23 protein-coding genes are annotated in these 21,183 nt (G+C 61.4%); 14 read left to right on the forward strand and 9 right to left on the reverse strand.

Annotated elements, in window-relative coordinates; genetic code table 11:
- The first annotated feature begins 8 nt into the window (after positions 1-8).
- Genes iscX through ACP7BV_RS06210 form a run of 4 tightly spaced genes read left to right on the forward strand, consistent with a single transcriptional unit; the run spans position 9 to position 2,845 of the window.
- The gene (gene iscX / locus ACP7BV_RS06195) at positions 9-203 is read left to right on the forward strand and encodes a Fe-S cluster assembly protein IscX (protein ID WP_426102594.1); all 195 of its coding nucleotides are present in this window, start codon (positions 9-11) and stop codon (positions 201-203) included.
- A complete protein-coding gene (locus ACP7BV_RS06200) occupies positions 190-1,080 on the forward strand; it encodes a class I SAM-dependent methyltransferase (protein WP_426102596.1) in 891 nt (296 codons plus the stop codon). Before iscX ends, ACP7BV_RS06200 begins: the two co-directional genes overlap by 14 nt.
- Positions 1,077-2,111: a low-specificity L-threonine aldolase gene (gene ltaE / locus ACP7BV_RS06205; RefSeq protein WP_426102598.1), complete on the forward strand. Its 1,035-nt coding sequence runs from the start codon at positions 1,077-1,079 to the stop codon at positions 2,109-2,111. The genes ACP7BV_RS06200 and ltaE overlap by 4 nt, the downstream gene beginning before the upstream one ends.
- Positions 2,108-2,845 carry an rRNA pseudouridine synthase gene (locus tag ACP7BV_RS06210; protein WP_426102600.1) on the forward strand — a complete coding sequence of 246 codons (738 nt, stop codon included), beginning with the start codon at positions 2,108-2,110 and terminating at the stop codon, positions 2,843-2,845. Before ltaE ends, ACP7BV_RS06210 begins: the two co-directional genes overlap by 4 nt.
- A gap of 29 nt (positions 2,846-2,874) precedes the next feature.
- Here the strand turns inward: ACP7BV_RS06210 and ACP7BV_RS06215 are convergent, their stop codons facing one another.
- Positions 2,875-3,252, reverse strand: coding sequence for a hypothetical protein (locus ACP7BV_RS06215; RefSeq protein ID WP_426102602.1), 378 nt, complete (start codon positions 3,250-3,252; stop codon positions 2,875-2,877).
- Here ACP7BV_RS06215 and ACP7BV_RS06220 point away from each other — a divergent pair.
- A complete protein-coding gene (locus tag ACP7BV_RS06220; protein ID WP_426102604.1) occupies positions 3,251-3,955 on the forward strand; it encodes a hypothetical protein in 705 nt (234 codons plus the stop codon). The genes ACP7BV_RS06215 and ACP7BV_RS06220 overlap by 2 nt on opposite strands.
- Before the next feature lie 47 nt (positions 3,956-4,002).
- On the opposite strand, the gene ACP7BV_RS06225 is transcribed toward ACP7BV_RS06220, so the two are convergent.
- The gene (locus ACP7BV_RS06225) at positions 4,003-4,725 is read right to left on the reverse strand and encodes a hypothetical protein (protein WP_426102606.1); all 723 of its coding nucleotides are present in this window, start codon (positions 4,723-4,725) and stop codon (positions 4,003-4,005) included.
- Between the two features lie 234 nt (positions 4,726-4,959).
- Between ACP7BV_RS06225 and ACP7BV_RS06230 the strand changes: the two genes are divergently transcribed.
- Positions 4,960-5,499, forward strand: coding sequence for a GGDEF domain-containing protein (locus ACP7BV_RS06230; protein ID WP_426102608.1), 540 nt, complete (start codon positions 4,960-4,962; stop codon positions 5,497-5,499).
- A 29-nt stretch (positions 5,500-5,528) separates the two neighbouring features.
- Here the strand turns inward: ACP7BV_RS06230 and ACP7BV_RS06235 are convergent, their stop codons facing one another.
- The 4 genes from ACP7BV_RS06235 to ACP7BV_RS06250 are packed head-to-tail and all read right to left on the reverse strand — an operon-like array spanning position 5,529 to position 7,645.
- Positions 5,529-6,074 (reverse strand): RDD family protein, encoded by a 546-nt coding sequence (locus tag ACP7BV_RS06235; RefSeq protein WP_426102610.1) that lies wholly within the window; start codon positions 6,072-6,074, stop codon positions 5,529-5,531.
- Positions 6,064-6,684, reverse strand: coding sequence for a DUF3106 domain-containing protein (locus ACP7BV_RS06240; RefSeq protein ID WP_426102612.1), 621 nt, complete (start codon positions 6,682-6,684; stop codon positions 6,064-6,066). Before ACP7BV_RS06240 ends, ACP7BV_RS06235 begins: the two co-directional genes overlap by 11 nt.
- A 2-nt stretch (positions 6,685-6,686) precedes the next feature.
- Positions 6,687-7,079, reverse strand: a complete 393-nt coding sequence (locus ACP7BV_RS06245; RefSeq protein WP_426102614.1) for a DUF3619 family protein — start codon at positions 7,077-7,079, stop codon at positions 6,687-6,689.
- Entirely contained in the window at positions 7,076-7,645 is a 570-nt protein-coding gene (locus tag ACP7BV_RS06250; protein WP_426102616.1) for an RNA polymerase sigma factor, read from the reverse strand. The genes ACP7BV_RS06245 and ACP7BV_RS06250 overlap by 4 nt, the downstream gene beginning before the upstream one ends.
- Positions 7,646-8,120: 475 nt before the next feature.
- On the opposite strand from ACP7BV_RS06250, the gene ACP7BV_RS06255 reads away from it, so the two are divergent.
- The 8 genes from ACP7BV_RS06255 (at position 8,121) to ACP7BV_RS06290 (ending at position 19,130) form a co-directional block, all read left to right on the forward strand.
- Positions 8,121-9,848, forward strand: coding sequence for an acetolactate synthase 3 catalytic subunit (locus ACP7BV_RS06255; protein WP_426102618.1), 1,728 nt, complete (start codon positions 8,121-8,123; stop codon positions 9,846-9,848).
- Entirely contained in the window at positions 9,848-10,339 is a 492-nt protein-coding gene (gene ilvN / locus ACP7BV_RS06260) for an acetolactate synthase small subunit (RefSeq protein ID WP_093389534.1), read from the forward strand. The genes ACP7BV_RS06255 and ilvN overlap by 1 nt, the downstream gene beginning before the upstream one ends.
- 58 nt (positions 10,340-10,397) lie before the next feature.
- A complete protein-coding gene (gene ilvC, locus ACP7BV_RS06265) occupies positions 10,398-11,414 on the forward strand; it encodes a ketol-acid reductoisomerase (RefSeq protein ID WP_426102620.1) in 1,017 nt (338 codons plus the stop codon).
- 262 nt (positions 11,415-11,676) lie between these two features.
- Positions 11,677-12,441 (forward strand): SIMPL domain-containing protein, encoded by a 765-nt coding sequence (locus tag ACP7BV_RS06270; RefSeq protein WP_426102622.1) that lies wholly within the window; start codon positions 11,677-11,679, stop codon positions 12,439-12,441.
- Between the two features lie 143 nt (positions 12,442-12,584).
- On the forward strand, positions 12,585-13,469 hold the full coding sequence (gene pssA, locus ACP7BV_RS06275; RefSeq protein WP_426102624.1) for a CDP-diacylglycerol--serine O-phosphatidyltransferase: 885 nt from the start codon (positions 12,585-12,587) through the stop codon (positions 13,467-13,469).
- A 58-nt stretch (positions 13,470-13,527) separates the two neighbouring features.
- Complete coding sequence (locus ACP7BV_RS06280; protein WP_426102626.1) at positions 13,528-15,072, forward strand: 2-isopropylmalate synthase; 1,545 nt, start codon at positions 13,528-13,530, stop codon at positions 15,070-15,072.
- 6 nt (positions 15,073-15,078) lie between these two features.
- Positions 15,079-16,449, forward strand: a complete 1,371-nt coding sequence (locus ACP7BV_RS06285; protein ID WP_426102628.1) for an SWIM zinc finger family protein — start codon at positions 15,079-15,081, stop codon at positions 16,447-16,449.
- Positions 16,446-19,130 carry a DUF6493 family protein gene (locus ACP7BV_RS06290; RefSeq protein WP_426102630.1) on the forward strand — a complete coding sequence of 895 codons (2,685 nt, stop codon included), beginning with the start codon at positions 16,446-16,448 and terminating at the stop codon, positions 19,128-19,130. The genes ACP7BV_RS06285 and ACP7BV_RS06290 overlap by 4 nt, the downstream gene beginning before the upstream one ends.
- Here the strand turns inward: ACP7BV_RS06290 and ACP7BV_RS06295 are convergent, their stop codons facing one another.
- The 3 genes from ACP7BV_RS06295 to ACP7BV_RS06305 form a co-directional block, all read right to left on the reverse strand.
- Positions 19,131-19,448 (reverse strand): flagellar basal body protein, encoded by a 318-nt coding sequence (locus tag ACP7BV_RS06295; RefSeq protein WP_426102632.1) that lies wholly within the window; start codon positions 19,446-19,448, stop codon positions 19,131-19,133.
- A 123-nt stretch (positions 19,449-19,571) separates the two neighbouring features.
- A complete protein-coding gene (locus ACP7BV_RS06300) occupies positions 19,572-20,279 on the reverse strand; it encodes a hypothetical protein (RefSeq protein ID WP_426102634.1) in 708 nt (235 codons plus the stop codon).
- Positions 20,280-20,387: 108 nt separating this feature from the next.
- On the reverse strand, positions 20,388-21,029 hold the full coding sequence (locus tag ACP7BV_RS06305; protein ID WP_426102636.1) for a hypothetical protein: 642 nt from the start codon (positions 21,027-21,029) through the stop codon (positions 20,388-20,390).
- Positions 21,030-21,183: the final 154 nt, after the last annotated feature.

The raw sequence follows: 21,183 nt of genomic DNA on the forward strand, positions 1-21,183 counted from the left end.
AGTCAATCATGAAATGGACCGACATAGCGGCCATCGCCGAAGCGCTCTACGACAAGTTCCCGGACCTCGATCCGGGCACGATCCGTTTTACCGACCTGCATAACCGGGTGGTGGAGCTGGACGGCTTTGACGACGAGCGCACGCGCGGCGGCGAAAAGGTATTGGAAGCCATACAACAGGCATGGATCGATGAAACGCACTGACATCAAGGCAAAACCATCAGCGGCTGACACGCTGGCGCCGGAAATTCGTCCCGGACAGTCGATCGCGCTGCTGCAAGAGCTGCACATCCTCACGCGCGACGGCAAGCTCAATCAGGACAGCCGGCGCAAGCTCAAGCAGGTCTATCACCTGTACCAGTTCATCGAACCGCTGCTCAAGGAAATCTTGCAAGACCACGCGGCCATTTCGCTGGTCGACCACGGGGCGGGCAAGTCCTACCTCGGCTTCATTTTGTACGACCTGTTCTTCAAGGGATTGAACGATGGCTCGCGCATCTACGGCATCGAAACGCGCGAAGAGCTGGTGCAAAAGTCGACCGAGCTGGCGCACAAGCTGGACTTTCCCGGCATGTCGTTTTTGAACCTGTCCGTGGCCGAGTCGACCAGGTCCGACAAGCTGCCCGCCCACATCGACATCGTCACCGCGCTTCACGCCTGCAATACGGCGACCGATGACGCGATCGACTTCGCGCTGAAAAAGCACGCCAAATACATGGTGCTGGTGCCGTGCTGCCAGGCCGAAGTGGCCGCTGTCCTCAAGAGGAACAAGGGCCGTGACATGGGCCGCGGCGCGCTGACCGAAATGTGGCGCCACCCGCTGCACACACGCGAATTTGGCAGCCAGGTGACCAACGTGCTGCGCTGCCTGCAGCTCGAGGCGCACGGCTACCAGGTCAGCGTGACCGAACTGGTGGGCTGGGAGCATTCGATGAAAAATGAATTGATTATCGCCAGCTACAAGAACCTGCCGCGCAAGCGCCCGTCCGAGCGCTTGCAGGAAGTGCTCGTCACGCTCGGCCTTGAAGAAATGGGCCAGCGCTTCTACACCGAACAACTTGCCGAAGCCGAGACCACATGAACCAAGCACCCTGGATCGACCTGCGCAGCGACACCGTTACCCAACCGGGCGCCGAGATGCGCGCGGCGATGGAACACGCCCCGGTGGGCGACGACGTGTACGGCGACGACCCGACCGTCAACCGCCTGCAGGACGTGACGGCCGAGATGTTCGGCTACGAGGCCGCGCTGTTTGCGCCATCGGGCACCCAGAGCAACCTGATCGCGCTGCTGGTGCATTGCGCGCGCGGCGACGAATACCTGGTTGGCCAGGAAGCGCACACCTATAAATATGAAGGCGGCGGCGCGGCGGTACTGGGCAGCATCCAGCCGCAGCCGATCGCCAACCAGGCCGACGGCAGCATCGCGCTTGCCGACATCGCCGCCTACATCAAGCCGGACGACATGCACTTTGCGCGCACCCGTTTGCTGGCGCTGGAAAACACCATCGGCGGGCGGGTGCTGGGCAGCGCTTACATGGCGGCGGCCACGTCGCTCGCGCGCGAGCGCGGCCTGGCCACGCACCTGGACGGCGCGCGCATCTGCAACGCCGCCGTCAAGCAGGGCATCAGCCTGCGCGAGGCGACGGCCGGTTTCGATACCGTCTCGGTGTGTCTGTCCAAAGGCCTTGGCGCGCCGGTGGGTTCGGTGCTGTGCGGGCCCAAGGCCTTGATCGAACAGGGCAAGCGCTGGCGCAAGATGCTGGGCGGGGGCATGCGCCAGGCCGGCATTGTGGCCGCTGCCGGCCTGTACGCGCTGGAGCACAATATCGCGCGCCTGGCCGATGACCATGCGAATGCGGCCAGGCTGTCGGCCGGCCTGGCGCAGATTGCCCAGCTCAAGGTAGCGACGCCGCAGACGAATATTTTTTACATTGAAGTGCCGCCGGCGGCCGTCGATGCGCTGCGCGCGGCGCTGCTGCGCGAACGCATCCGCGCCACCGTCGGCCAGCATACCCGCCTGGTCACGCACATCAACGTGTCCGCCGCCGACGTCGAACGCATCCTCGACGTCTTCACCGATTTTTTCAAAGACTGGCAGCACGCCTCATGAACGACGATTCCTCGATCCGCCTCGCCAAGCGCGTGGCCGAAATGATTCCCTGCTCGCGCGCGGAAGCCGAACAATATATTGCCGGCGGCTGGATCAGCGTCGACGGCGTGCTGGTCGAAGAGCCGGGTGCGCGCGTGCTCGACGAGCAGGAAGTGATGATCGACCCGGATGCGACGCTTGGCGAAATCGTCCCGGTGACGATCCTGCTGCATAAGAGCGCCGGCTACAACGCGGGCGTGGGCGTTGAGGGTGAGGCGGCCACTATGCTGCTGAGCGCCGAGACGCTGCAGGAAGCCACCCACGGCAAGCAGCGCTTCTTGCGGCGCCACCTGTCGAAGCTGACGCTATGTTCGCCGCTCGACACCAAGGCTGCCGGCCTGGTCGTGTACACGCAAGATTTTCGCGTTGCGCGCAAACTGGTGGACGAAGGGATGCGGGTCGAGCAGGAATTCATCGTTGAAGTGAGCGGTGATATCCGCGAAGGGGGGCTGGCGCTGCTCAATCACGGGCTGACCTTCAACGGCAAGGAAATCGCGCCAATGAAAGTGAGCTGGCAGAACGAAACGCGCTTGCGCTTTGCGCTCAAGGGCGTCAAGCCGGGGCAGATCCTGCATATGTGCCGCATGGTGAACCTGACGATCGTGAGCATGAAGCGCATCCGTATCGGCCGCGTGCCGATGGCAAGCCTGCCGGCGGGGCAGTGGCGCTATTTGCATGAGTACGAAAAATTCTGAGGCGATGCTGAGGTGATGCCGAGGCGGCGCTATTTCCTTCGCTTCGTATTCGTACTGAACGTGCGCGAATAAAAGCCCGGCTCTTTCTTCGCCACCCAGGCGATGAAAGTCGCTATTTCAGGATGGCGCTTGAGCGCCTCCCATGTGTGAAACGATTTATACAGTTCTTTTTCGGTAAATACCGAATGAATCTTGCGGTGGCATACCTTGTGGATCGCGAACTGCTGCGTGCCCTTGAACGTCTTGGGCACGAGGTGGTGCCGGTCCACATTGGCCGTCCCTAGCACTCTGCCGCACAGCGGGCAATGTTCCTCTGTCACGCCATCCCCAAGCCAATCCAACGCCATTAATTCGCAGACGCTATTACAATGCGCCTGCTTTCCCATTATAGATAAAGGCTTCACCATGAAATTTCAATGCATTTTCGTCGCTGCAGCCGTCCTGTGCGCCCCGGCATTTGCCGACGACCTGGACAACGTCCGCAGTCTGACGCAGACCGAGTTCGCGCAATTGTCCAAGGACTTCACGGCTGCCGGCAGCTACAAGAGCGTGTCGCCCGCCGAGCCGCTTGGCATCACAGGGTTCGATATTGGCATGGAAGTGTCGTCGACCAAGATGGAACATGGCGACATCTGGAAAAAAGCGGGCGCAGACAGCACCACCTTGTACATCCCCAAACTGCACATTCATAAAGGACTGCCATTTGGCATCGACGTTGGCGCCAGCCTGAGTGCCATTCCCGGTTCTAACATCAAGCTGGGCGGCGCGGAAATCAAGTACGCCTTGTTGCAGGGCGGGGTCGCGACGCCAGCGGTAGCGGTGCGCGCCGCGGTGACGCGCCTGTTCGGCGTGGACCAGCTCGACATGAATACGCGCAACCTTGAGCTGCTCGTCTCCAAAGGCTTCCTGAACATCACCCCGTACGCCGGCGTGGGCAAGGTCTGGGGCACGCTGACGCCGAACGTTGGGAGCCTGGCAAAAGAGACCCCGAGCGCCAGCAAAATTTTCGCCGGCGTCAATTTCAACCTTGGCCTGGCCAACGTGGCAACCGAGTTCGACCGCACCGGCGGCAACAAATCCATCAGCCTCAAGCTCGGTTTCCGCCTGTAAAATCTCACCGGGGTTGATTTTTGGCGGCGGAAATGGGTTTGGGGGCTTTAGTTTTTCTTTTTCTTTTTGGCTGATTTTGCGGTGTCGGCGTATGAGCCTTCCGTATCGATGTAGCATTTGAGCGAGATTTCCGGCTCGGTATGCTTGAACGATAGCTGGCCGGACTTGGCGTCGCGATAATAGAAGTTCTTGTCGACCTTGCTTAACTTCAAGTTGGCGGATTTGATGAGCTGCTGTTTGTCTACGCCGCTGAAGTAGGCGATGTAGGTGCCTTCCGATCCATCGCCGCTGAGCTCGACTTTCGAGACCGGCAAGCCAAAGACGATCACCGGCTGGTCCAGGTGGGCTATGCCGCCTGCCCACGCGCCTTTTTTGCTCATCTCTGTCACAACGTCATCGTCGCCGCTCTTGAAGGTCGTGCAGGCCAGCATTTGAGCAAGGGCGGCGCGCGTTTTGTCGCTCAAAGCGATGCCTGAGGGCTTGGACTGTGCCGGCGTCGACGCCATGCGCGGCGGCTGCGGGACGACCGCCTGTGGCGGCGGGGCCGCCGGCGTCGCCATGGCCGCCCTGTTGAGGCCGAGCGCCTGCGACATCGACACGTTGACGCGGGTGGAACCGTCGGCCTGCGCCTGCGTCGTCACGCAGCCCGCCAGCGCCCAGACTGAGAGGGCAGTAGCCACCACCGTGGCGATGGCGCGTTTTTTCCGAGCTGTCACAGATATGTTCATTAGATAACCTTTGTTATTTGGCAAAAGTGATGATAATGGCATACATGGGGCGCGATGTCACGGGGACGTGGAGAGCGATTTAGCTTGCGTAACGTAGTTGCCGGGAAACGCCTCGATGTACCAGCGCTAATAATGCTTGATCGAGAGTAACTGAGCCGTTAAGCTGGATACATAGATTAACCTTGAGGACTCTCAATGAGCACACAATGCGACGGCTGCCCTTCCTGCGAACCGCTTCTGCGGCAATTAGCGGACAAGAATAGCGAAATCGAGCGATTGCATTCCCTCGCCAGGCATGACCCGTTAACGGGCGTGCTCAACCGGCGCAGCATTGTCGAGCTGGTCACCGAGGAGCTGCAGCGCTCCTCGCGCACCGGCCAGCCTTTCTGTTTCGCCGTGATCGGCATCGACCATCTGAAAGATGTTAACGCCCAGATCGGCCCGGACACGGGCGACATGGTGCTGCAAACCATTGCGCGCGAGTCGTGCCTGCTGCTGCGCACGCTGGACCGGTTCGGCCGCGTCGACAGTGACGTCTTTGGCATCATTCTTCCCGCGACCTGGCTGCACCAGGGCGTGCTGGCCATGAACCGCTTGAATGCCTTCGTTGCCGGGTTCGACTGGAACACGGTCACGCCGGGTCGCACGGTCACGTTTTCAACGGGACTGACGACCAATTTTCCAGCCGAGTCGGCCGAAAACATGATCGCGCGCGCCCAGCAAGCGCTGGTGCAGGCGAAGAACGAAGGGCGCAACAAACTCGTCACGCTGGAGCAGGAATTGCCTGCAGGCTTGTTTGCGGCGATGGATGACTGAAAAAAAGCGCCCGCGGACGCTTTTTTTGCTTACGTCGTGGTGTTGGCCGGCGCTTTGCTCGCCTTGACCGGTTTTGGCAGGCAGATCAGGCGAGTACGCGCAAGCTTGTCATGCAGAAATTGCCGATCCTTGTCCAGGAAAGCGGTTGCTGCCCAGATGCATATTCCTGCGAGCATCGACAAGCTCATGGCCGCCCACGCGCGGTCGTGGTATCCCAGCGCTTGGTAAATCAAGCCGCCCGGCAACATCCAACCCCAAGAAAAGACGTAGCGCACGGCGGCATTGCGAAACGGCACGCGCGCAGTACCAATGTGAACAACCTTGATGCGCCAGGTTTTCATGGCCAGCGTAAAGCCGCTGCCGCTCCACGAATGAATAAAGTAGGCGCCCGCGCCGAGGAAAATGACAAATTTCGGACCATGTTCAACAAAAGGTCCGGTGTACCCTTTAACCGCCATCAAAAAGACTGTCATGGCCAGCGCCAGTACGGCTACGACCAGGAAAGCTTCATAAACCAGGCAGATCAGGCGACGTTTGATGGAAGGTGTTGCGACGAGCGACGTGCTATTTTGCATTGGGAACAGGAACGGCCGGATTGCCCGGTGGTGGATTGGTAACAGGCGGGTTCGACGCGGCCGGCAGCGGCTTGACCGGTGCGCCAGGCTTCACTTGCGACTTGGGCGGCAGGTTGGTCACGTGCTTGTTGAGGGCGGCGTCGGCAGCGAGCTTGCGCTTTTCTTCTTCCGGCAATTGCTGATACTGCTCCCACTTGGCCGATTTTTGACCCTTGTCGAGTTTTTTGCTCAGCGTATAGTTCTCGCGGGCGACGCGCCGTTCGTCGGGGGTCAGCTTGGTCCAGGCGCGCATGCGTTCTTGCACGCGCATCTGCTCATCGGGCTTCATCGATGAATAGCGGTTTGCAATTTCCAGCCATTTCTGCTTGCGCAGGCCTTCCATATTGTCCCACTCGGCCTTGAGTGGATCGAGCGCGATCTGTTGCGGGCCCGACAGCGTTTTCCACAGCGGCTTGTCAGTCGTCACCGCCACCGGCGCCTTGACGGCCGGTGACTGGGCAACTGGCGGGGCAACTGCCGGCGCAGCCTGGCGCGCCGCGGCACTACTGGCAATCGACAGGGCGGCAACGGCAACGGCGATAGCGCGAAGTGGGAACGTGATTGGAGTCATCCTTATTGCGTGCGCTTTTCCAGGTAGGCATTAAAGCCGGTGTCAAGGTAGGCCGTCAGCGGCAGGTCGTCGGCCAGCAAGGCCGCGTCCAGCTCGGCCATCTCGGAAATGCGCTGCTGCTCTTCGTATTCATAAATGCCGGCCAGGCCGACCACGAGCGCGAGCAGCGGCACGATGACGGCCATGCGTCCGAGCGTGGAAAAGGAAAACAGTGAACCGATATTGCCGGCCATCTGGCGCTGCGCCAGGCGCACGGGCGCATCGGGCTTTTTGCGTGCCATGGCCGCCTTGCGCGCCGCAGCGAGCCGATCGACCGTGGAAGAGGGCAGTTGCTCAGCATGCTCGTTGAGCGCGTGGCGCACCTTGTAGGCGAAATTGAGGTCGTCGGAGTTCATAGTTTTATTCCCTTGGCTTTCAGCGATTCAGCCAGTGCGTGAGTCGCTCTCGAACAGTGCGTCTTGACGCTCCCCTCGGAACACCCCATCGCTTCGGCCGTTTCAGCCACATCCATGTCTTGCCAGTAACGCATGAGGAAGGCTTCCCGTTGACGCGCGGGGAGCTTTTGTACTTCCGCATCGATAATCGTCAGCGTTTGCATGCGTTCGACCAGATCGGCGCTCGATTCCGCAGCCGCCGACCCCTCCTGGGCCTCGAATGATTCGAGTATATCAAAGTCCTCGTCGTCGCCATCCCTTTTCCCCATTGCCCCGAACAAACTGACCCAGGTATTGCGCACTTTCTCGCGCCGGAAATAATCGAGTATGGTGTTTTGCAAAATGCGCTGGAACAGCATCGGCAATTCGGCCGCCGGCTTGTCGCCGTATTTCTCGGCAAGCTTGATCATCGCGTCCTGCACGATGTCGAGCGCGGATTCATCCTTGCGAACGGCGTACACGGCTTGCTTGAAAGCACGCCGTTCTACGTTCTCAAGGAAGTCCGAAAGTTCTTTGTCTGTGGCCATGCGGTGCGCGGTGGAGGGGTGGCTTCTCGGAAAACTGACGCATGCTAGCAAAAAATGGCAAGTTTTGCATTGAATTTAGTCTTGTTTCCTTTAAGACACGCTGTAAACGGGAGAATTCGGTCTTTTTGTCCTTGACCAAAATGGTGCAGCGCGGTAAGGTATAGAATGCTTTGCAACCTCGAAGCTGTATGGTCTAGTTGAGACCGGCACACAAGGCCATCCTCGACATGACGCGCTTTCATATGTAGGCAGTTTGCTCTAACCCGCGCCATAAGCGCGAGAGGTTCGTAGTAATCGCTACAGAAACTCATGCCAAACGAGTTGCGTTTAGCGCCGGTTTGTAATCTCCCTACGGCGAGATGAAAGATCGACGTAACCGCAGAAAGAAGGGAAGCCTGAGCACTGTATCGATACCCGACTCTCGTTAGGAAAGAGCATCCGATCACCTCCCAATGGGTTTTGAAAGGAATGTATCATGAACAACGAAGCAGCAGTTCCCATCACGGGCGCTGAGATTTTAGTACGTTGTCTGGCCGAAGAGGGCGTCAAGCACGTCTTTGGATATCCGGGCGGAGCCGTACTCTACATCTACGACGCCATCTTCAATCAAGACAAATTCCAGCACGTTTTAGTACGCCACGAGCAGGCCGCCGTGCACGCAGCCGACGCCTATTCGCGCAGCTCGAACACCGTGGGCGTGGCCCTCGTGACGTCAGGTCCCGGCGTGACCAATGCCGTCACTGGCTTGTCGACCGCGTACATGGATTCGATTCCGATGGTCGTGATCTCCGGGCAAGTGCCGAGCCACGCGATTGGCCAGGATGCGTTCCAGGAATGCGACACCGTCGGCATCACCCGCCCTTGCGTCAAGCATAACTTTCTCGTCAAGGACGTGAAAGACCTCGCCTCGACGATCAAGAAAGCATTCTTTATTGCCAGGACCGGCCGTCCGGGTCCCGTCCTGGTCGATATTCCCAAAGACATCAGCATGCACAAGTGCGTCTACGACTATCCGAAGGAAGTCGAGATGCGTTCGTACAAGCCGGTCGACAAGGGCCACGCGGGCCAGATCCGCAAGGCCGTGCAATTGCTGCTGCAAGCCGAACGCCCGATGATTTACACCGGCGGCGGCGTGATCCTGGCCAATGCCTCGCCCGAACTGAACCGGCTGGTCGACAAGCTCGGCTTTCCGGTCACCAATACGCTGATGGGCCTGGGCGCTTACCGCGCCTCGAGCGACAACTTCGTCGGCATGCCAGGCATGCACGGCACCTATGAAGCGAACATGGCGATGCAGCATTGCGACGTCCTGATCGCCATTGGCGCGCGCTTTGATGACCGCGTGATCGGCAACCCGAAGCACTTTGCCTCCAATCCGCGCAAGATCATTCACGTCGACATCGATCCCTCGTCGATTTCCAAGCGCGTCAAGGTCGACATTCCCATCGTCGGCAACGTCAAGGACGTGCTGATCGAAATGCTGTCGCAGCTGGAAGCGGCCGAAGCCAAACCCAATCCAGCCGGCATCAAGGACTGGTGGAAGCAGATCAATGAATGGCGCGGGCGCAAGTGCCTGGCCTACGCTGACTCGAGCCTGGTCATCAAGCCGCAGTCCGTGGTCGAAAAAGTGTGGGACATCACCAAGGGCGACGCCTTCATCACCTCCGACGTGGGCCAGCACCAGATGTGGGCGGCCCAGTACTACCGCTTCGACAAGCCGCGCCGCTGGATCAATTCGGGCGGTCTGGGCACCATGGGCGTGGGCTTGCCGTACGCTATGGGCGTGCAGATGGCCAACCCCGGCGCGACCGTTGCCTGCATCACGGGCGAAGGTTCGATCCAGATGTGCATCCAGGAACTTGCCACCTGCAAGCAGTATCACTTGACGCCGAAAATCATTTTGCTCAATAACCGTTTCCTCGGCATGGTTCGCCAGTGGCAACAGATCGATTACGGTTCGCGCTATTCCGAGTCTTACATGGATTCGCTGCCCGACTTTTCGATGCTGGCCGAGTCTTATGGGCACGTCGGCATGAAGATCGAAAAGCCAAGCGACGTCGACGGCGCGCTGCAGGAAGCGTTCGCCATGAAGGACCGGCTGGTGTTCATGAACTTCATTACCGACCAATCTGAAAACGTCTGGCCGATGGTCAAGGCGGGCAAAGGTCTGTCCGAAATGCTGCTCGGATCGGAGGACCTGTAATGCGCCATATTATTTCTGTCTTGCTTGAAAACGAAGCCGGTGCGCTCTCGCGCGTGGTGGGCCTGTTCTCGGCGCGCGGCTACAACATTGAAACCTTGACTGTTGCTCCGACCGAAGACGCCACCTTGTCGCGAATGACGATCGTCACCAGCGGTTCGGACGACATCATCGAGCAGATCACCAAACACCTGAACCGCCTGATCGAGGTGGTAAAAGTGGTTGACCTGACCGAAGGTGCACACATCGAGCGCGAGCTCATGCTGATCAAAGTGCGCGCGGTGGGCAAGGAACGCGAAGAGATGAAGCGCACTGCGGATATCTTCCGCGGACGCATCATCGATGTCACGGAAAAGACGTACACGATCGAGCTGACCGGCAACAAGGGCAAGCTCGACGCGTTCATCGATTCCATCGACCGCGCCTCCATTCTCGAAACGGTACGTACCGGCGGATCCGGCATTGGCCGCGGCGAACGCATTCTCAAAGTTTGATCGTGCTGTCGGCACCACGCCGCAGCACAACCATTACACTAAAAATATAGGAAATATCATGAACGTTTTTTACGACAAAGACTGCGACCTCTCCCTCGTTAAAGGCAAGAACGTTGCCATCATCGGCTACGGCTCCCAGGGCCATGCCCACGCGCAAAACCTGAACGATTCGGGCGTCAACGTCACCGTCGGCCTGCGCAAGGGTGGCGCATCGTGGAACAAGGTTGAGCAAGCCGGTCTGAAAGTGGCGGAAGTCGATGAGGCGATCAAGGCTGCCGACATCATCATGATCTTGCTGCCGGACGAGAACATCGCCCAGGTCTACAACGAAAACGTGGCGCCGCACGCCAAGCAGGGCGCCGTATTGGCCTTTGCGCACGGCTTTAACGTGCATTACGGCCAAGTCGTGCCACGCGCCGACCTCGACGTCATCATGGTCGCGCCAAAAGCACCGGGCCACACCGTGCGCGGCACCTACGCGGCAGGCGGCGGCGTGCCGCACCTGATCGCTGTCTACCAGGACAAGTCCGGCTCGGCGCGCGATATCGCCATGTCGTACGCCATGGCCAACGGTGGCGGCCGTGCCGGCATCATTGAAACCAACTTCCGCGAAGAAACCGAAACCGATCTGTTCGGCGAGCAAGCCGTCCTGTGCGGTGGCGCGGTCGAGCTGATCAAAGCCGGTTTCGAAACACTGACCGAAGCTGGCTACGCGCCGGAAATGGCGTATTTCGAGTGCCTGCACGAACTCAAGCTGATCGTCGACCTGATCTATGAAGGCGGCATTGCCAACATGAACTACTCGATCTCGAACAACGCGGAATACGGCGAATACGTGACCGGTCCTAAAGTGGTGACGTCGGCCACCAAGGAAGCCATGCGCCAGTGCCTGAAAGATATCCAGACCGGCGAATACGCCAAGAGCTTCATCCTGGAAAACAAGGCCGGCGCACCGACCTTGATCTCGCGCCGCCGTTTGACCGCCGAGCATCCAATCGAAGAAGTCGGCGCGAAACTGCGCGCGATGATGCCGTGGATCGCGAAGAACAAGCTGGTTGACCAGTCGAAAAACTAAGTAACCCCTACATCGTGCTCGCGCACGCCGATGTCGCAAAAGCGGCGACGGTACAGTAGAGTTACATCGTCCTCGCGAACGCGGGGATCCATAGAACGTTTGCTATGAGCCGATGTTCCATGGGTCCCCGCGTGCGCGAGGACGATGTAGGTAAATGTAGCAGTTCTGTAACGCGCGCTACAGTTGCAACAAGTAATATCAAATCCACCAGCGACATCCATTTCCGGGTATCTTTCCTGATATTCAACTCGGAGAACACCCAATGTCACCCAAAAAAATCGCCCTGCTGGCCGCCAGCCTGGCTCTCGCAGCACACGTTCAAGCCCAAACCGTGCCCACCACCGGCACCCTCGTCATTGTCCCCGCCACCGGCGAAGTTACCCACGCCAACGACGAAGCGACAGCGAGCTTCATGGTCGAAGAGCAAGACAAGGACAAGGCCGCCGCCGCCTCGCGCGTCAACCAAAAAATGAAGCAGGGCACCGAGCTCGTCCGCAAGGAAGACCCGCAAGCCGTCCTCAAGACCATGGGTTACTACACTTACCCCGTCTACCCCGAAGACCGTCCGGTTCCCGTCGACGGCGTGGCTGTCAAAAAACCGCGCCTGCCCACCAGCTGGCGCGTTGGCCAATATCTGGAAGTAAAAACGAGCAACATCGCCGGCCTGCCGAAAATGACGTCCTCCGTCCAGAAAACACTGGCCCTGAACGGCATCGGCTTTGGCCTGTCCCCGGCCACCACCAAAAAGCTCGATGACCAGCGCATCAAGGTCACGTACCAGAACTTGAATGAACGCATTGCCTCGATCGCTGCCGCCATGGGCCGCAAGGTCAGCGACGCCGTGGTCGAGACGATCGACTTTGAAGGCTCTGGCAACTACACCGGCGACGCCCAGGCGGGCAGCGCAGCGGCACCAAGACTGATGCGCTCGCAGGCGATGAATGAGCAGCAAGTGGCCGAGCCAAGCTTCGAGCCGGGCGACACCACGCTGCAAATGCGCCTGGTGGGCAAGGTAAAGTTCAAATAGCAACCATCACGGGGGAGGGGCACGTTCAAGCAAGCATACCGATTCGCTAAGTAGCCGGTCCGCCCACTATAATAAGTGGGCTCGCCCGCTCGCCCTGTCCGGGCGCGACCGCGCGATGCCCCCAACACTTGAAACGGACACTTATGGCCTCCTTCCCCCGCCGCAGAAAGAGCGGCAACCAGCCGAAAGCGAAAACCGGGAACATCTCGCGTTTCACCCGCTTTAAAAGCATTGGCCGGCGCAAGATCGACGCCGACGGCAATCCCGTGCGCGCGCGCGGCATTTACCTGCTGCCCAACGCGTTCACCACGGCGGCGCTGTTCTGCGGCTTTTACGCCATCGTTCAGGCCATGAATTTGCGCTTCGAGCTGGCCGCCTGGGCCATCTTCGTGGCCATGGTGCTTGATGGGCTCGATGGCCGCGTCGCGCGCCTGACCAATACCCAATCCGAATTTGGCGCCCAGTACGACAGCCTGTCCGACATGGTCAGCTTTGGCGCTGCACCGGCGCTGGTGATCTACGAATGGTCGCTGCGCACGCTGCCGGGCAAATGGGGCTGGATCGCCGCCTTTGTCTACTGCTCGTGCGCCGCGCTGCGCCTGGCGCGCTTCAACACCAATATTGAAGTCGTCGACAAGCGCTTCTTTCAGGGTTTGCCCAGCCCGGCCGCCGCGGCCATGGTGGCCGGCTTCATCCTGATCGTCACCGACCTGGGCTACAGCCCGATCCTGCTGCGCTGGTTCGCCTTTGGCATCACGCTGTTCGCGGGCCTGTCGATGGTGACCAATGTGCCGTTCTACAGCTTCAAGGAGGTCAACCTGCGCAAATCGGTGCCGTTCATCGTCGTGTTTCTGATCGTCCTGGGCCTGGCGCTGGTGTCGATCGACCCGCCCAAGGTGTTGACCGCCATTTTTGTTTTATATGGTTTGTCCGGTTACGGCGTGTTCCTGTGGCGCCTTGCAAAAGGCAAGCCGGTGAGCATCGTGCAAACCGACGACGATCTACTCGACCCGAGCGAGCGCCGCTGACCGACGCCGGGTCGGCGTGGCGGTGCCTGCATTTCACTTCTTGACAACTGGAGAAGCCATGACTGACCCGAACCGCCTGATCATTTTCGACACCACCCTGCGCGACGGCGAGCAGTCGCCCGGCGCCTCCATGACCAGGGATGAAAAAGTGCGCATCGCGCGCCAGCTCGAGCGCATGCGCGTGGACGTCATCGAGGCGGGCTTCGCGGCCGCTTCGCCGGGCGACTTCGAGGCGATCCGCGCGATCGCCGCCGTCATCAAAGATTCCACCGTCTGCTCGCTCTCGCGTGCCAACGAGCGCGACATCGCGCGCGCTGCCGAGGCGCTGCAGATGGCCGCGCGCAAGCGCATCCACACCTTCATCGCCACTTCGCCCCTGCACATGAAAATGAAGCTGCGCATGGAGCCTGAACAGGTTTATGAGCAGGCGCTTGCGGCCATCCGCTGCGCGCGCCAGTACACCGACGACATCGAATTTTCACCCGAAGACGGCAGCCGCTCCGACCAAGACTTCCTGTGCCGCGTGCTCGAAGGCGTGATCGCCGAAGGCGCCACCACCATCAACTTTCCCGACACGGTCGGCTACGCGGTACCCGAAGTGTTCGGCGCCACCATCAAGCGCCTGCGCGAACGCATTCCCAATTCGGACAAGGCGGTCTGGTCGGTCCACTGCCACAACGACCTGGGACTGGCCGTGGCCAACTCGCTGGCCGGCGTGATGATCGGCGGTGCGCGCCAGATCGAGTGCACCATCAATGGCCTGGGCGAGCGCGCCGGCAACACCGCGCTCGAGGAAGTTGTCATGGCGCTGCGCACCCGCAGCGACTACTTCGGCCTGCAGCTGGGCATCGACACCACGCAGATCGTGGCGGCCTCGAAAATGGTCTCGCAGATCACCGGTTTTGCCGTGCAGCCGAACAAGGCGGTGGTAGGCGCCAACGCCTTTGCGCATGCCTCGGGCATTCACCAGGACGGCATCCTCAAGGCGCGCGAAACTTACGAGATCATGCGCGCCGAAGATGTGGGCTGGGCCGCCAACAAGATCGTGCTCGGCAAGCTGTCCGGCCGCAATGCCTTCAAGGCGCGCCTGGAGGAACTGGGCATTGCGCTGGCGTCCGAAGGGGAAGTGAACGCCGCCTTTGCCCGCTTCAAGGAGCTGGCCGACCGCAAGAGCGAGATTTTCGACGAGGACATCTCGGCCCTGGTGTCCGAGGAAGACCACGCGCACGAGGGCGAGTATTACCGCTTCGTGTCGCTGTCGCAGCGCTCCGAAACCGGCGAGACGCCCAGCGCCAAAGTGGTGTTCGCCATCGACGACAAGGAATTTACCTGCGAAGGCGAGGGTGATGGCCCAGTCGACGCCACCGTCAACGCCATTGAAAAGGAAGCGGCCAGCGGCGCCGAGCTGGTGCTGTTTTCGATCAACGCCATCAGCAACGGCACTCAGTCGCAGGGCGAAGTGACGATGCGCTTGTCGCGTTCCGGGCGCATCGTCAACGGCGTGGGCTCGGACCCGGACATCATCGTGGCCTCGGCCAAGGCGTACCTGTCGGGGCTGAACAAGTTGCACTCGAAGGTCGAGCGCGTCAATCCGCAGCATTAGGACCTCTTGGCCGCGCTCAATCATGCGTACAGCTATAGCGCGCCTTCGCAGCTAAGCGACGACGGCCGGCCGCAACTGCAGCTGGCCACGTCCAGCGCCGCTGGCCTGCATCCGCATTTTTTTGAAGGCCAGTTGACGTCGCCGCGCCTCTCGGCGGAACTGCTAAGCGCAGTGCACCTGATCGTCGGGTCGCGCTTTTTTGTGCCCGCCAATACGCTGGCGCGTCTGCTTGCCCTGGCCGATCCGGTGGTTACCGCCGGCGGGGGCGTGCTGCGCTTCGAAGGCTTTTCCGGCTGCTGCAGCGCGTATATTCGGGTTGACATGCTGCCCGGCGCGTATGACGGCGACGTCGTCGCCAAAGGCACCACCAACGTCGACTTCAACGCCCCGATGCGCGCGGCGCTGGCCCGGGTGCGCGATGCCGACGGGCTGGCCCTGTCGGTGGGCCGCGACGCGCTGCGCCTGCGTTCGGGCGAGAGCGATATGGTGGAGAAGAAAGTCGCCTTGCCGCTGCGCTGGATACGTGGAATGCTCGAGGTGCAGTCCTACCAGGCGTCGATGCGCAAGCGGATCGACGCGGGCGGTATTGAAGCGCTGCGCTTTTTTCGCACATTACCCAAGGCGTCCACCAGCAAAACACCGCTCTGGGTCCTGGCCGGGCCGGGCGGCCTGCGCACCACGGCGCGGCCCGATGCAAATGGCGTACGCGTGGCCGATACGTCGCGCCTGCGCGTGCTTGAACTGCTGCTGCCGAAAGCGAAAAGCTTGACCGTGTATGCCGACGATGCCCAGCAGGCCAGCGCCTGGGTGCTGGACTTTGGCCACATGCGCCTGTCGCTGGTGCTCTCGGCCGAAACCTGGCGCGGCTTTTCCGGCGAAGGCCAGGCGCTGCGCGCGCTGATGAGCGCGGGTAATGATGGCGCCGTTGCCAGCGTCCGCGCGCAGCTGCAGTGGCAGGCCAGCCTGGACGCGCAAGAGCTGGCGCGCACGTTGTCGCTCGAGAAAACGCAGGTGGAAGACGCGCTGCGCGTGCTGGGCGTCTCTGGCCTTGCCGGATTCGACGTCACGCAAGGCCAGTACTTTCATCGGGTGCTGCCGTTCGACCTCTCGCTGATCGAGGACATGCATCCCCGCATGGCGCTCGCCCGCGTCCTGCTTGCCGAAGGCGCCGTCAGCGTGGAGCGCGCCGCCCCGTTTAAAGCGTCGGTGCGCAGCGGCGGTGTGCTGCACCGGGTGCGCGAAGTGGAGGGCGAACTGGCTTGCACCTGTCCATGGTTTGGAAAATACCAGGGCGCGCGCGGGCCTTGCAAGCATGTACTGGCGGCAGAAGCGCTGCGCTCCGAACTACCCTCAGGCCGCCCCAAGGGAACCACATGAAGAACGAGAGCGTTTTCCAGGCCCACTGCGTGCTCGAAGCGTCCATCCGCAGCGGCGACTTCGACGCCGTCATTGCGGCATTGCGGCAGATGACGGCTCAGGACCGCGAGGCGCACGCCGCAACGCTCAAGCATCTGGAAAGCCGTCTGCAGGCTGGCCGTTGGGAGCGGGACGGCAAGGCAGCATCCTGGTGGGGCACGCAAGTAAGCCAGGAACATTTGTCGGCTGCCGGCGCCGCACTGTTTTTTTGCGGCGGCAGCCTTGAACGGAGCGAACACTGGCAATACCAGGATACGCTATATCCGCACCTTGACCTGCTCGAAGCGACGGCCTTGCGCGGCCTCGCCACGGAGCTGGTGAGCAGCCGCCCTGTGTACTTTACCGTCGCCCAGCGTTTGGTGTGCGACGGCTTGTCCGACCGGCCTGGCAACGACGCCTACATCCTTGGCTTGATGGCACTTCCACAGCTCAAGAAGGGCGCACCGTCGATCTTCGCGGCGATCGACGCCGACCCCGCACTGCTGGACGGCCACTTGCTGCGCCTCTTCGACGTAGAAGGCACCAGCGACTTGAATATGTCTGGTGTGGAGAAATATTCGTTTGGCAATAGCTGGACGTTCGCATTGCTGCAGCTGGCAAAGGAGGGCAGGCTCGACCGGACCCAGCTGCTTGATCGCTGCATCGGTACGCTCGAGAAAGACTGGCCACAATTTCGCAGCGGCTGGTTCTCGCGCTTTCACGAACAGTTGGCGCCGACGCTCGATCAAATGACCGGCTTGTCCGCGCGCTATCTGGCCCTGTGCCACAGCCGCATTCCCCCCACCGTCGCCCTGGCGCTCAATGCAGTGGGCGCGCTGGTCAAGGCAGGGCGCGTCGGGTGCGACGATGTGCTCGACGCCCTGGTTCCCGTCATGTCGTCGGCCGTCAAAGGACAGGTCGATGCGGCACTCAAGCTGCTCGACGCGGTGGTCAAGAATGATCCTGCGACCGCACACCGCGCCGCTGCGCTGGCCCAGCGCGCGCTCGCGCACGAGGCGGGCGAGGTGCACAAAAAGGTGATCGCTCGCATCGCGGCATGGGGGTGCGACGAGGCGACGCGCTCCGACCTGGCAGCCATGCTGCCGCATGTGTCGGCACTGCACCGCCCTGCGCTGGCCATGCTGGTCGGTGTGGCAGCTCCAGCAAGCTACCAGCTGCCCAGCGTCGATACGCACCTGCCCATCGGCGTGCTGGCGCCGCTGGATCCATCGCGCAAGCTTGTCCCGCTCAACGATATAGACGAACTGGTGCAAACCATCGCCTATGTTTTCGAAAACGAAGCGGCCATCGACGACTTCGAGCGCGCGCTGGAAGCTCTGGCGCGCCTGGCGCCTGCGCTCAAGAGCGCGCAAGAGCGATTCCTGCCCGTGTTAAAGCGTGGGTTGAAGATGCTCGCTGCAGACCGTGACGTGGCCGGCGCACTGGCGCGCATGCTGGGGGCCGTGTTTGACGCAACGCTCTCTTTTGCCGCGCTCGACACGCGCTCCTCGAACGGCGACCTGAAGCGCCGCATGGCGGACCTGACCGTGTTCGTCACCCGGCACGGCGGACTGGCTCCCTTGTCGAGCGCGACGCACCAGCGCGGCTTCATCGATCCGCTGGTGCTGTGCGAGCGTATCGAAGCCCACGCGCGGGCGGGCGCCGTGTCAATCCTCGACGAACAGGTGCGCGCACTGCTGCGCTTGCCCGCGGGGCAAGGAGCGCAGGCGCTCCCGCGTTTGCAGGCGCTTGCGCAAACGCCGTTCGTGCAGGCGTGCCGCTATGCATTGGGAGATGATGTGGACATGGGCGACGAGCCGGCGCTGTTTCAGGCCGCCGCCCGGATTCGCCAGCCGGACCAGGATGATGCGCGCGTGCTGCTCGCCTTTGGCGACTTGGGGCCGGACGGCGCCATCGCCGCCCGCTATGCCTGGTCGGTCGCTGCGTGGGCCGGGCCCCCGCCGGTCCCGTACATCGTCCTTGACGTGCAGCCGGCAGCGAGCAACCCGGACCCCAGCCTGATCGCGATTCGCCGCCATGGCATTGGCGACTGCCGCTATTTCAGCTGGGGCGAGAGCAACCTGCTGTATGCCGCTTCGGTGCTGCCTTCCAGCCTGGAAGCTTTTTTCGCCGACGGCGCGTACCGGATCGGCCGCAACATCGACTGGTTGGAGGCGCGCTGGCACGACAAGGCTTACCTCACGCCGCTGATGGATCCCACGGTTCCCGTTACGCCAAGCGCCGTCAAGATGATCGCGCTGGCGCTTGGGGCAAAAGAGGCGGGGCAGCTTGCAGTGGCAGTCGACGCCTTCGTGGCCGTGCTGCTCGAGGAGCGCGCCGATGCGACGCAGATCGCGCAGGAGATGCGCTGGACCTTGCTGTCCTTGATCGGGAAAAGCGCGCGTTATGCCAAGAGCCTTGCCAGCGCCGCGCGCGCGCATCCCTCGATGCCGCAGCGTGTCATTGGCATGCTGTGCGTGGTGCTGGACATGGGCGACGTTACGCCCCCGAAGGACACGGGTGCTTTGCTGGAACTGCTGCTTGAGTTATCCGTGAGCAGTGCCCTTGAACTGCCGGCGGGCGCGCGTTCCCGGATTGCGCTGTTGAAACTGACGGGCAAGGGCAAGGCGGCGCAGAAGGAACTGCTGGCGCGCTTTCCGTGATCAGGCGCGAATGTTGATCAGCATGCCGATGCGATCATCGGCTGCCTGCACGACCTTGGCCGACAGCTTGAAGCCCACTTCGTACATCATTGAACTGGTCAGCGACGCGGCAATATCGGTGCCGCCTTCGGCGGCCGCCATGCCGCGTCCTTCGGCTGACAGCGTCACGCCGCCGTTCGGACCCGATTCCTTGAATGCTGCCTGCTGGGGCTGGAAGTTGGCCGTATTCATGTTGGCGACGTTGCGCGCTTCCACATCCAGCGCCTGCTGGTTGGCAATCATGCCGGATAAGCCGGCGCCCAGTGCGGAGATACTCATGATGTTATTTCCATAAGGCAATACAAATAGTGTACACCGATCCCCTGTGCACGGCGCGCGATTCGCGGCAAGGCTGAAGGAAAAGCGTGATTGTGTCGTTTCCGGCACTGCGTGGCGGCGCTCCTACCACTGCTGCGCCTTGGCCGGCTCCTCGTGCTCCGGGCAGATCGTCATCTTCGGCGCGCTGTTGCGGGTGGCCTGATCCCTGCCGTCGGGCGAATGCGCCGATTCATACGTCATGCAATAGGTGCCGTACGCCGTAACGACGCGGTAGCGCTTGCGGCCATATTGACCCGGGTCGATCAGCTCCTTGACCTTGGCCTGCTCATACCACCTGGGCGGCGCCAGTTCGTTTGCCAGCGCAATGCCTTTTTCGAGCCGTGATTGCGCCGTGTCGACCGGCTTCTTGATGTGCTGCTCCGGAAACTCCTTCTTGATTTCCCGGTCGATCTTGCCGATATCGCGGCGCGCCTGCTGCATCATCTCGTACGCGCTTTTTCCGGACGGCGCCTGCACCGTGGCCGGGCCAGGCGCCGCCTCCTGTGAAGCCGGCGCCGGCTTCGCCAGGACTGGCGTCACAAGCGTCAGCTGCGGCGCTACAGTCTTTTTGTGCACCACGGGTGCGACCCTGGCAACGGGCGGCATGACGGCCACGGCAGCGCCCGGCCGCACATCGATCCACTGAATCGTCGCGGCCGGTGCCCCGTCGGCGTCGACCCTGACCTGGCTTGTCAACAGCCAGCACAGCGCCAGTGCAATATGCACCGCAATGGTCGCCGCTACCCCGATGAGGCGATGGCCGGACGCGACGTGGACGGGCGATTTGCGCATCGCCGGGAGTATAAAGTGGGTGTTGTGCGGGCAGGCCCGGCAATAAAAAGGAGCGCCGGGCGGCACCTTGGGGGCCGCGTGGCGCTCCTTCGTGCTCGGCGCTATGGTTTAGCTGGACTTGGCCTTGTCCGCGCAGGCTGAATGCATCATCAGACGGGCCGCTTCGTCATTGCCGCGAAACAGCGACAAGCCGAAACCGAATTTTGTCATTCCGCTCGGGAAAAAGCGGCCTTCGCCCGGCCGGTCCGGAACCGTCCGGCTGCCCGCGCCGAATTTGCCGTAGCGGCGGGTGAGCAGCTTGGTGACCGCGGCGCGCTCGTCATTCGACACGGCCGACGGGAATTCGCGCGTGATCGTCGTCACCGTCCACGCTTGCCGAGTCGGGTCGGTCAGGTTCGGCGTGAGGCTGATGCCCACCCGCGTCGGGGTGTCGCCGTTGGCGTTGTAAAAGCCGGTCAGTTCATTGGTCTGGCAAGCGGCCGTAACGCGCCCGAGCGCAGGCAGCGCCGACGCATCGAAAATGCGGTCGTGCAGGAAAGGCGCGGCGTCGCCCGCCGCCGGATACGTCATCGACAGCACGCGCAAGTCATCTTCAGTCAGTTTTTTATCGGACGTTAGCTGCACCTTGTTGTTGACCTTGTACGAGCCCTGGGCCGGCGTCCATTGGATCTTGGACAGCTCCGCGATGCCGTCGCCGACGCACAGCTCGGCGACACAGGGCAATCCATTTTTTTCCAGGGCCTGGCCCATGCTGATTGCATGAACACCAACGAGGGTTAACGCAACAGCAATGACTTTAAATGACATGGTGACTTTCCGGGTTCGTTGAGATGGGCGCTACGTTTTTTGCGGTGTCGTTGCCGCGCACGCCACTTGATTTAACGTGAAGATTTCGGGCGTGTCA

Source organism: Massilia sp. TSP1-1-2, assembly GCF_049896185.1.
GTDB lineage: Bacteria > Pseudomonadota > Gammaproteobacteria > Burkholderiales > Burkholderiaceae_D > Telluria_A.